At 31.9% G+C, this 9,945-nt stretch carries 10 protein-coding genes; 6 read left to right on the top strand and 4 right to left on the bottom strand.

Features of this window, described 5'->3' with window-relative positions; genetic code table 11:
• Positions 1-191 precede the first annotated feature (191 nt).
• Positions 192-1,361: a thioredoxin family protein gene (locus HX088_RS11515; RefSeq protein WP_286484233.1), complete on the top strand. Its 1,170-nt coding sequence runs from the start codon at positions 192-194 to the stop codon at positions 1,359-1,361.
• A 128-nt stretch (positions 1,362-1,489) separates the two neighbouring features.
• The gene (locus HX088_RS11510) at positions 1,490-2,758 is read left to right on the top strand and encodes an alkaline phosphatase family protein (RefSeq protein ID WP_225541795.1); all 1,269 of its coding nucleotides are present in this window, start codon (positions 1,490-1,492) and stop codon (positions 2,756-2,758) included.
• A gap of 105 nt (positions 2,759-2,863) precedes the next feature.
• On the opposite strand, the gene HX088_RS11505 is transcribed toward HX088_RS11510, so the two are convergent.
• Positions 2,864-3,421 (bottom strand): TlpA family protein disulfide reductase, encoded by a 558-nt coding sequence (locus tag HX088_RS11505; protein WP_286484232.1) that lies wholly within the window; start codon positions 3,419-3,421, stop codon positions 2,864-2,866.
• A 184-nt stretch (positions 3,422-3,605) separates the two neighbouring features.
• On the opposite strand from HX088_RS11505, the gene queA reads away from it, so the two are divergent.
• Genes queA through HX088_RS11485 form a run of 4 tightly spaced genes read left to right on the top strand, consistent with a single transcriptional unit; the run spans position 3,606 to position 7,666 of the window.
• The gene (queA, locus tag HX088_RS11500) at positions 3,606-4,655 is read left to right on the top strand and encodes a tRNA preQ1(34) S-adenosylmethionine ribosyltransferase-isomerase QueA (protein ID WP_171622360.1); all 1,050 of its coding nucleotides are present in this window, start codon (positions 3,606-3,608) and stop codon (positions 4,653-4,655) included.
• 7 nt (positions 4,656-4,662) lie between these two features.
• Positions 4,663-5,712, top strand: coding sequence for a dual-specificity RNA methyltransferase RlmN (gene rlmN / locus HX088_RS11495; RefSeq protein ID WP_286484231.1), 1,050 nt, complete (start codon positions 4,663-4,665; stop codon positions 5,710-5,712).
• Positions 5,713-5,723: 11 nt separating this feature from the next.
• On the top strand, positions 5,724-6,677 hold the full coding sequence (locus HX088_RS11490; protein WP_286484230.1) for a hypothetical protein: 954 nt from the start codon (positions 5,724-5,726) through the stop codon (positions 6,675-6,677).
• Between the two features lie 56 nt (positions 6,678-6,733).
• Positions 6,734-7,666, top strand: a complete 933-nt coding sequence (locus HX088_RS11485; RefSeq protein WP_171622361.1) for a polyprenyl synthetase family protein — start codon at positions 6,734-6,736, stop codon at positions 7,664-7,666.
• A gap of 88 nt (positions 7,667-7,754) precedes the next feature.
• Here the strand turns inward: HX088_RS11485 and HX088_RS11480 are convergent, their stop codons facing one another.
• The 3 genes from HX088_RS11480 to tsaD all read right to left on the bottom strand — a co-directional run bounded on the left by HX088_RS11480 (position 7,755) and on the right by tsaD (position 9,931).
• Positions 7,755-8,108, bottom strand: coding sequence for a hypothetical protein (locus HX088_RS11480; RefSeq protein WP_188319882.1), 354 nt, complete (start codon positions 8,106-8,108; stop codon positions 7,755-7,757).
• Positions 8,109-8,201: 93 nt separating this feature from the next.
• Positions 8,202-8,912 (bottom strand): 16S rRNA (uracil(1498)-N(3))-methyltransferase, encoded by a 711-nt coding sequence (locus HX088_RS11475; protein ID WP_260542627.1) that lies wholly within the window; start codon positions 8,910-8,912, stop codon positions 8,202-8,204.
• A complete protein-coding gene (gene tsaD, locus HX088_RS11470) occupies positions 8,912-9,931 on the bottom strand; it encodes a tRNA (adenosine(37)-N6)-threonylcarbamoyltransferase complex transferase subunit TsaD (protein ID WP_171622319.1) in 1,020 nt (339 codons plus the stop codon). The genes HX088_RS11475 and tsaD overlap by 1 nt, the downstream gene beginning before the upstream one ends.
• Positions 9,932-9,945: the final 14 nt, after the last annotated feature.

Genomic DNA, 9,945 nt, shown 5'->3' with positions numbered 1-9,945 from the left:
AGTACGTTTGACATAATTGCTTCTTTCTTCCATAATAACGATTTCTTTTTTGTATCGCTATTTCAGGACGGGACATTCTAAACAAAACCTCTTTTTAACCTAAAAAAAGAGGTTTTGTTTTTTTATTCAGTTTTCTATTTATTCTTCGTAAGAATATTTATATTAGACACCAATAAGATAAACAATTAAGTATGAAAAAAATTCTTACACTCACAGCGCTTGTAATTAGTGTATTTTCATTTAGTCAGACAGGGATGAAATTTGAAGAATCAGATTTTAAAACGGTTTTAGCGAAAGCAAAAAAAGAAAATAAATTAATCTTTTTAGATGCGTATGCCGCTTGGTGTGGACCTTGTAAGTTAATGGTGAAAAATATATTTCCTTTGCAAACGGTTGGCGATTATTACAATGCAAATTTTGTGAATGTAAAAATTGATATGGAAAAAGGGGAAGGAATTGAATTGGCTAAAAAATTTAAAGTTCAAGGATATCCGACATATTTATTTATTGATGGAGATGGAAACGAGGTACATCGAACAATGGGGTACGTAAAAGAGGAAGATTTTATTCAATTCGGTAAAGATGCACTTAACCCAGAAGGAAGAATGGCATCGCTTGTCAAACGTTTTGAGGATGGTGATAATGATCCAGAATTTTTGAAAAGTTTTGTGATGAAAGCGGTTTATGCTGATAGAGATTTATTTGAAAAAGCACTAATTCGTTTATATAATGTAAACAAAACAGAAGAGTTGACAAAAGACGATGTTGCTTTACTTCAATATGGAATCAGTTCAATTGAAAGTCCAACATATAAAATTTACAAAGAAAGAAAAGCAGCTATCGAGAAAGTGATTACTCCTGCAGCTTACACAAAATTTGAGAATAATCTATTATTATCAAATGTTTATAAAAAAAACTATAATAAGGATTCAAAAACCTTAGATGAAACACAATTCTTAAAACAAGCTCAAGATTTTTTAACAGAAAAAGAGGCTCAGCGGGCATTAATTTCAATTAAAGGAAACATTGCTTATAGTAAAAAAGATTATGCAATGTGGGAATCATTGATGTTAGAAAAATACAAAGATGTATCTGCTGTTGATGCAAACGAATTAAATTCTGTTTCGTGGAGATTTTATGAAAATGTAACTGATAAAGGGGCTTTGCAAAAAGCAATTTTATGGGCACAAGAATCAGTAAAAAAGGACCAAGGTTATCACAATACCGATACCTTAGCGCATTTATATAGTAAAACTGGCGACAAAGTAAATGCTAAAAAATGGGCAACAAAATCTATCGAATTGGCAAAAGCTGAAGGAGAAGATTTTGAAGGAACTCAAAAATTATTAGAAAGTTTATAATCAAATTAGAGGTATAATTCTATCAGAATCGTTACATTATTGTAACGATTTTTTTATTTATACTTTTTCGAAAAAAAAATGACATTTTTTTAATTCATTCTAAGCATAAAACGTTCTAAATTTGAAACATGAAAAAAACAATACTTAGTATATTTTCTGCAATTGTTTTAACTTTTTCTGTTACAGCAAATGCACAAGAAATTGAACCTCAAATTGTACTTGAAAATCGTGTTAATGATATCAAACAACAAGAAAAACCTTATGTGATTTTGATATCAGCAGATGGATTTCGTTATGATTATGCAGAAAAACATGGCGCTACGAATTTATTAGAATTTGCAAAAAAAGGAGTAAAAGCAGATGCAATGTATCCATCTTTTCCTTCGGTTACTTTTCCTAATCATTACACAATTGTAACAGGTTTAACTCCTATTCATCACGGTTTGGTGGGGAATAATATGTTAGATAGAGAGTCGGGAGAACGTTATTCTTTAGGAAACAGAAATGCAGTTATTAATCCGAAGTGGTACGGTGGAACGCCAATTTGGAATCTTGCAGAACAGAATAATATGTTAGCAGCTTGTTACTATTGGCCAGGTTCTGAAGCACCAATTAATGGAATGTTACCCACTTATTCTTACAAATATTCAGAAAAATCTCCGATTGATTTTCGAATACAACAAGTTGTAAATTGGTTAGAGTTACCTGCGGATAAACGACCTCATTTGATTACGTTTTATTTTCCTGAAGTTGATCATGCTGGACACGCTTTCGGTCCAGATGCTCCTGAAACAAGGGATGCAGTTCGTTTTGTAGATGAATCGATTAAGAAATTGAATGATGAAGTTGCAAAAACTGGGTTAAACGTAAATTTTGTTTTTGTATCTGATCATGGAATGACAAGAATTGATAACGAAAATCCGTTGAAATTACCAATAAAAATCGATGAGTCTAAAATGCAAGTCGCTTCAAACGGTTCGTATGTTAGTTTATTTGTAAATGATAAAAATGATATTGAATCGATTTACAACGAATTAAAAGCAACACAAAACGATAAATTCGAGGTGTATAAAACTACAAATGTTCCAAAAAAATATCAGTTTGATGCAAAAAATGATCGATACAATCGTATTGGTGATATTATTTTGATTGCGCATGCACCAAATTATTTTGCAAATAAAAATGCACCAAAAGGTTCGCACGGATTTTATGTAAAAGAAACACCAGAAATGAAATCAACTTTTATGGCTTGGGGACCAAATATTAAGGCTGGAAAAGAGATTAAAGTTTTTCCTAATACGCAAGTATATCCAATGATTGCTAAATTATTAGGTTTACCAATTACAGAAAAAATTGATGGAAATAATCAATTAGCCAATAAAATTTTGGTAAAGTAATTCGCAAAATATTTCAATACTTTTTCTTCTGTTAAAAACTATTAGAAATAATTAAATATTAAAATATTCAATGAACTAAAAAAAGCTTCCTTTTGGAAGCTTTTTTTAGTTCATCATTTTGAAAATATCAACTAATTGTTGGTTTATTTCTCCTGTTCGATAATCCATTGGTGCTGGCGCACTATCAATCATAATATTTCCTTCTTTATCTAAAATTAAAAAAGTTGGAATGTATTGTATTTGATAATCGTAGCCAAAATTGTTTTCTCTTCCTGCAAATAATTGTACGCCAGACATCTGATTTTCTCTTACCATTTTCTCCCAAATAGGCTTATCCTCTTCTTTATCCAAAGAAATACTTACAAAATGAATAGGTGCTTCTCGAAATTGTTTTTCCAATTCTTTCATAAAAGGAATTTGCACTTTACAAGGTCCACACCAAGTTGCCCAAATATCAATGTAGACATATTTCCCTTTGAAATCAGATAAATCAAATCGTTTTCCATTGATATCGGCTAACGAAAAGTCAGGTGCTTTAACCAATTCTTTTGGTATTTCAGTTTCTGGTGATTCATTTGTTACAACAGAATCAATTTGTTCTATTTCAGTCGATTCTTCAACTTTTTGTTCTGATTTGTTACAACTAAAAAATGTAAAAATCATTGATAGTATTAGCAGTTTTGTTTTCATTTGTCGATTTCAACTAATTTATAAAATCTACTTGGTAAAGCAGTTTAACTGCCAAAAATAAACATTTAAACGTTATCAATTTCATAAAATACCTCAATTCACTTGACAAAGGGGTACCCGAGGTTGTATATTTGTAAAAAATTGTACAATTATGAAAATGAAAACCTCCGATTTCGATTTTACTTTACCTGAAGAACTTTTAGCAGATCGTCCTTCTGAAAACAGAGATGAAGCTCGTCTAATGGTTGTTCACCGTGATACCGGAGAAATTGAACATAGACAATTTAAAGATCTAATTGATTATTTCGATGAAGGAGATGTGATGATTCGTAATAACACCAAAGTTTTTCCAGCTCGTTTAATGGGTAATAAAGAAAAAACAGGTGCACAAATCGAAGTTTTCTTATTAAGAGAATTAGATGCAGAAACTCGTTTATGGGATGTTTTAGTAGATCCAGCACGTAAAATTCGTATCGGAAATAAATTGTTTTTTGATAATGATGATACATTAGTTGCAGAGGTAGTAGACAACACAACTTCTCGTGGACGTACTTTACGTTTTTTGTTTGATGGATCTTACGAAGAATTTCGTGCAAAATTGAAAGAATTAGGAGAGACTCCTCTTCCAAAATATATTTTACGCGACGTTGAGCCAGAAGATGCAGAACGTTACCAAACTATTTATGCAAAACACGAAGGGGCAGTTGCTGCACCTACAGCTGGTTTACACTTTTCTAAACACTTATTAAAACGTTTAGAAATCAAAGGTGTTGATTTTGCTGAATTAACATTACATATTGGTTTAGGAACTTTTCAGGCTGTAGAGGTTGAAGATTTATCTAAACATAAAATGGAATCTGAGCAAGTAATTATTCCTCAAGAAACAGCAGATTTAGTAAATCGTGCAATAGATGAGAAGAAAAAAGTTTGTGCCATAGGTACAACTTCTATGCGTTCTATCGAATCTTCAGTTTCTGCTGATGGTCATTTAAATGCTTTTGATGGATGGACGAATAAATTCATTCACCCACCTTACGATTTCTCTATTGCAAATTGTATGATTACAAACTTCCACACACCAAAATCAACATTAATTATGATGATTTCTGCGTTTGCTGGACACGATTTAACAATGAAAGCGTATAGCGAAGCAGTAAAAGAAGGATATAAATTCTACTCTTACGGAGATGCAATGTTAATCTTATAAGACAAGTTTGAATACAACAAAAAAAGATATACGAAAGCTTTCACAAGCTGAGATTGAAGACTATTTCAAAGAGATTGGAGAAAAGTCATTCCGCGCAAAACAAGTGTACGAATGGTTATGGAAAAAGAATGCCCATCAATTTGATGACATGACAAATATTTCTAAAGCTTTACGTGAGCAATTAGGAGAGTCTTTCCAGATTCAACCAGTTGAAGTTGATCTTCTACAAAAATCTAACGACGGAACCATCAAGAATGCTGTAAAGCTTCATGATGGTAACGTTGTGGAATCTGTTTTAATTCCAACCGATACGCGTACAACAGCTTGTGTTTCGTCTCAAGTTGGATGTAGTTTAGATTGTACATTCTGTGCAACAGCTCAATTAAAACGTATGCGTAACTTAACAGCTGCCGAAATCGTTGATCAAGTTGTGATAATCGATGACGAAAGTAAACGTTATTTTAACCGTCCATTAAGTAATATTGTCTTTATGGGAATGGGAGAGCCTTTGTTAAATTACAATGAAGTAATTTCTGCCATCAAAAAAATAACTTTACCAGAAGGATTAGGAATGGCTGCAAGACGAATCACAGTTTCAACTTCAGGAATTCCTAAGATGATAGAGAAATTAGCAGACGAAGAATTACGTGTTAATCTTGCGGTTTCTTTACACTCAGCTCGAGAAGAAGTTCGAAACGTAATTATGCCGTTTTCGGTTAAATTTCCGTTGACAGATTTGTTGGAAAGTTTACAATATTGGTACGATAAAACAGGTTTGCGCATTACATTCGAATACATTGTTTGGGGAGGCGTGAATGATAAAAAAGAAGACATTGATGCCTTGGTGAAATTCTGTAAAAAAATTCCTTCAAAAGTGAATATCATCGAATATAATTCGATTGATGACGGAATCTACAAACAAGCATCAGAACAAGCAATTGATCATTATATAAAAGCATTAGAGTCAAATAATATTGTGGTAAATGTTCGTCGCAGTCGCGGAAAAGACATCGATGCAGCTTGTGGACAATTGGCCAATAAGACTGGGAATGATTAAAAAATAATCAAATGAAATATTTAGCCATATTTTTATTTTTGATTCTAACTAAATTCACCTACGCTCAAATAGTAGAAAATATCGATACAATTTCAATCGATGATTATAAAATGGAAAGTTTTAACTTACCGACTATCTTGAACGAAATTTCGGCTTTAGAATATGAAAAAGAAGATAAAAATGTGGCTTCTTTTTGGGGTTTAAATGATTCTGATTCCAAACCAGAATTGTATCGTTTTAATGCTAAAACAGGGGAGATTATCAATACAATTTTCATCTCAAACGCGCCCAATGTAGATTGGGAAGAAGTTTCTTCAGATGATAATCGAATTTATTTTGCTGATTTTGGTAATAATTTGGGTAAGCGTAGAGATTTAGCCATTTATTTCATCGAAAAATCGAAGATAGATTTCTCTAAAACTTATCAAGAACTAAAAGCAGAAAAGATTGAATTTTATTATCCTGAACAAGAAATATTTCAGTTCAAAAATATGACGACGAATTGGGACGCAGAAGCATTTTTTGTCTACCAAAATCAATTGCATATTTTTACAAAAGAATGGTCAAATTTGGCAACTACACATTATGTTGTTCCGATTGACACTTCTCAAAAACACGCTGCAATAAAAGTAGAAACTTTCAAAACAAATTACACTGTAACTTCGGCGTATATTGATTCTGACCCAATAAGTCCAACCAAAGGAATCTATTTATTAGGTTACACAAAAGAAGCTTTAGCGTTTATTAATTGGTTCGATTTGCCAAAAGATAACAATCCATTATTCTTCACTTTTCAAGTTAAAAAAATAAGTTTACCTTTGGGCTTCACGACACAGTTGGGACAATTGGAAGGAATTTCAGTTTTACCAACAGCTAATAAAATTTGTGTAAGCGGTGAAGAATTTAAATTTAAAGAATTTTACGCTAAGCAAGTTATACATTGCATCAATAATTTTACGAATTAAAAAACTAAATTTTGGCTAACACGGTAGATTTGATTAAAGCTCCAATCGCGGAGGAAATGAAATTGTTTGAACAGAAATTTTTTGAATCAATGAAGAGTAATGTTTCGCTTCTTGACCGTATTACCAATTATATTGTGCGTAGAAAAGGAAAGCAAATGCGTCCAATGTTTGTTTTTTTAACGGCGAAATTAAATGGAGAAGTACAAGAGCGTACCTATCGTGCGGCTTCTTTTATCGAGCTTATACATACCGCAACTTTGGTTCATGATGATGTCGTAGATGACAGTACTTTGCGTCGAGGTTTTTTTTCTCTAAATGCTATTTGGAAAAATAAAGTAGCCGTTTTAGTTGGTGATTATTTTTTGTCTAAGACGTTGATTATTTCGACTAAAAACAAAGATTTTGATTTACTTGAAGTTGTTTCTGTAGCGATACAAGAAATTTCTGAAGGTGAGTTACTACAAATCGAAAAGGCGAGAAAATTGGATATTACAGAAGATGTTTATTTCGAAATTATTCGAATGAAAACTGCCACGCTTATTGCTGCTTGTTGCGAAGCTGGAGCGCGTTCTGTTGGTTGCTCGGAAGAAGTTGCGAAAAAAATGCATCGTTTTGGTGAATTGGTTGGAATTGCTTTCCAAATCAAAGACGATTTGTTTGATTACACCACTTCTAATGCAATTGGAAAGCCAGTTGGAATTGATATTAAAGAACAAAAAATGACATTGCCTTTAATTTATTCTATCAATAATGCGAACGAAAAAGATCGTAAATGGTTGATTAATTCGGTGAAACGCTACAACAACGATAAGAAACGTGTGCGTGAAATTATTCAATATGTGAAAGATAACGGCGGAATTGAATACACGCAAAAAATGATGAAAAAATACAGTCAAGAAGCGTTGGATATTCTGCACGAATTTCCTGAATCTGAATACCGAAATTCATTAGAAACTATGGTGAAATACGTTATCGAAAGAGAAAAATAATATTCTTCACTTATCAAAAGAATTAATAATATCAAACAATATTAGCTCGTTTATCGAGCTAATATTGTTTGATATAGTTTCCTCTAACTTACTTTCGTTTTTTCAAGATGTAATAAAGTGCATCGTCATCATTTTCTTTCGAAGTGTAAGCAAATTGAAATTCATATCCATTTGAAGACATAAAATTTAATGCATCAATCATCGAATTAAATTTGATTGTATTTCCTTTTTCATCTTTAATTTTTAGCCCGTTTTTAAAAGAAATAGATTTAGTTTCTTGACCAAAATCTAATCTTATATTCATTTTTGTGCTCAAACCTCGTCCAGTTCCAATAATTTGTATATAATCAACATTTATATCTTTAATCGGTACATCATTTACTGTTTGTGCAAACGACAAACTTCCGAAAAGTAATCCAAAAGTAAGTGCTAATTTTTTCATAGTTTTAATTTTAACAAAGATATTTATTTACAAATAAAGCAAAAAAACCGATTCAAGAATGAATCGGTTTTGGTATAAATTATTGTTTTTGATTTATTTTTCTAAACCCCAATCAACTGCAAAAACGGCTTGTAGAGCTGCTGTTTCAGTTCGAAAACGTTGATGTCCAAGACTAATACCTGTAAAATTATGTTCTTCTGCTGTTAGAATTTCATCTCTCGAAAAATCTCCTTCAGGACCAATCAGAATTAAAATTTTCTGCGGATTATTTTCTAAAACTCTTCGTAAAGGCGTACGTTCGATATCAGATTCACAATGTGCGATACATTTTGTGAAACTTTCAAAATCTTGTTTGATAAACTCATTGAATTTTATTAAATCATTTACTTTTGGTAAATATGCTTTTAACGATTGTTTCGTGGCAGATTGTACAATTTTTTCGATGCGTTCGATTTTAATATTTTTTCGTTCCGAATGAAAAGTTTGTAAAAAAGTAATTTCGTCAATACCAATTTCAGTTGCTTTTTCTAAGAAAAACTCCAAACGTTCCATTGTTTTCGTCGGTGCTATTGCAACATGCAAATAATAGTTTTTTTGCTCGAAATTTGTTTTTAAATCAACAATTTTTCCTTCAACTGCTTTTTTAGAAATTGATGTAATCTCAACTTCTGCCAAATTTCCTTTTCCATCTGTGACATGAACTAAATCGCCTTCATTTCCCCGTAAAACTTTTGCAAAATGATGACTTTCTTCTTCGTTTAGAATTGCTGTATCGTGATGAATTTCTCCAAAAAATAATTTCATTAAATATGGTATTTCGCTACAGATTTTGCTGTATTTTCTGTAAAGATTTCTTGATCAAATTTTAAACTTCCAACCATTGCAATCATGGCAGCATTGTCGGTTGTGTAGGCAAATTTTGGAATAAAAGTTTTCCAACCAAATTCAGTTTCTCCATCTTTTAGTCGTTGACGAATTTCTGAATTTGCAGAAACTCCACCTGCAATTGCAATTTGTTTAATTCCAGTTTCATCAGATGCTTTTTTAACTTTTTCCATTAAAATATTCACGATAGAACGTTGAATTGAGGCACACAAATCGTCAATATTTTCTTCAATAAAATTTGGATTCGCTTTGACTTCTTTCTGAATAAAATATAAAATAGACGTTTTAAATCCACTAAAACTAAAGTTTAAACCTTCAATTTTTGGTTTTGCGAATTTGAATTTTGTAGGATCTCCAATCTTAGATTTTTTGTCGATAATTGGACCTGCAGGATAAGGTAAATTTAAAATTTTACCTGCTTTATCAAAAGCTTCACCAGCGGCATCGTCAATTGTTTCACCTAAAATCTCCATCTCAAAATAATTGTTAATTTTTACAATTTGAGTATGCCCTCCAGAGACTGTTAAACATAAAAAAGGAAAAGTAGGTTTTTCATCGTTTGCATCTTCAATAAAATTTGCCAAAATATGCGCTTGCATATGATTGACTTCAATCAACGGAATATCCAAAGATTGACTGAATGATTTTGCAAAACTTCCGCCAACCAAAAGCGAACCCATTAATCCTGGACCGCGCGTATAAGCAATTGCTTTAAGTTCTTCTTTGTTAATATTTGCCTGTTTTAGGGCTTGATCTACGACGGGAACAATATTTTGTTGATGTGCTCTCGAAGCTAATTCTGGTACTACGCCACCATATATTTCGTGAATTTTTTGGCTTGCCACAACGTTAGAAATAATTTTATTTCCGTCAATAATTGCTGCGCCTGTATCATCACAAGAAGACTCTATGGCTAAAATGTAGTTTTTATCGCTCATAATTCCTTGTAGAA

The sequence above is a fragment of the Empedobacter sp. 225-1 genome, from assembly GCF_030328185.1.
GTDB lineage: Bacteria > Bacteroidota > Bacteroidia > Flavobacteriales > Weeksellaceae > Empedobacter > Empedobacter stercoris.
This window is presented reverse-complemented; position numbering and strand designations above follow the sequence as displayed.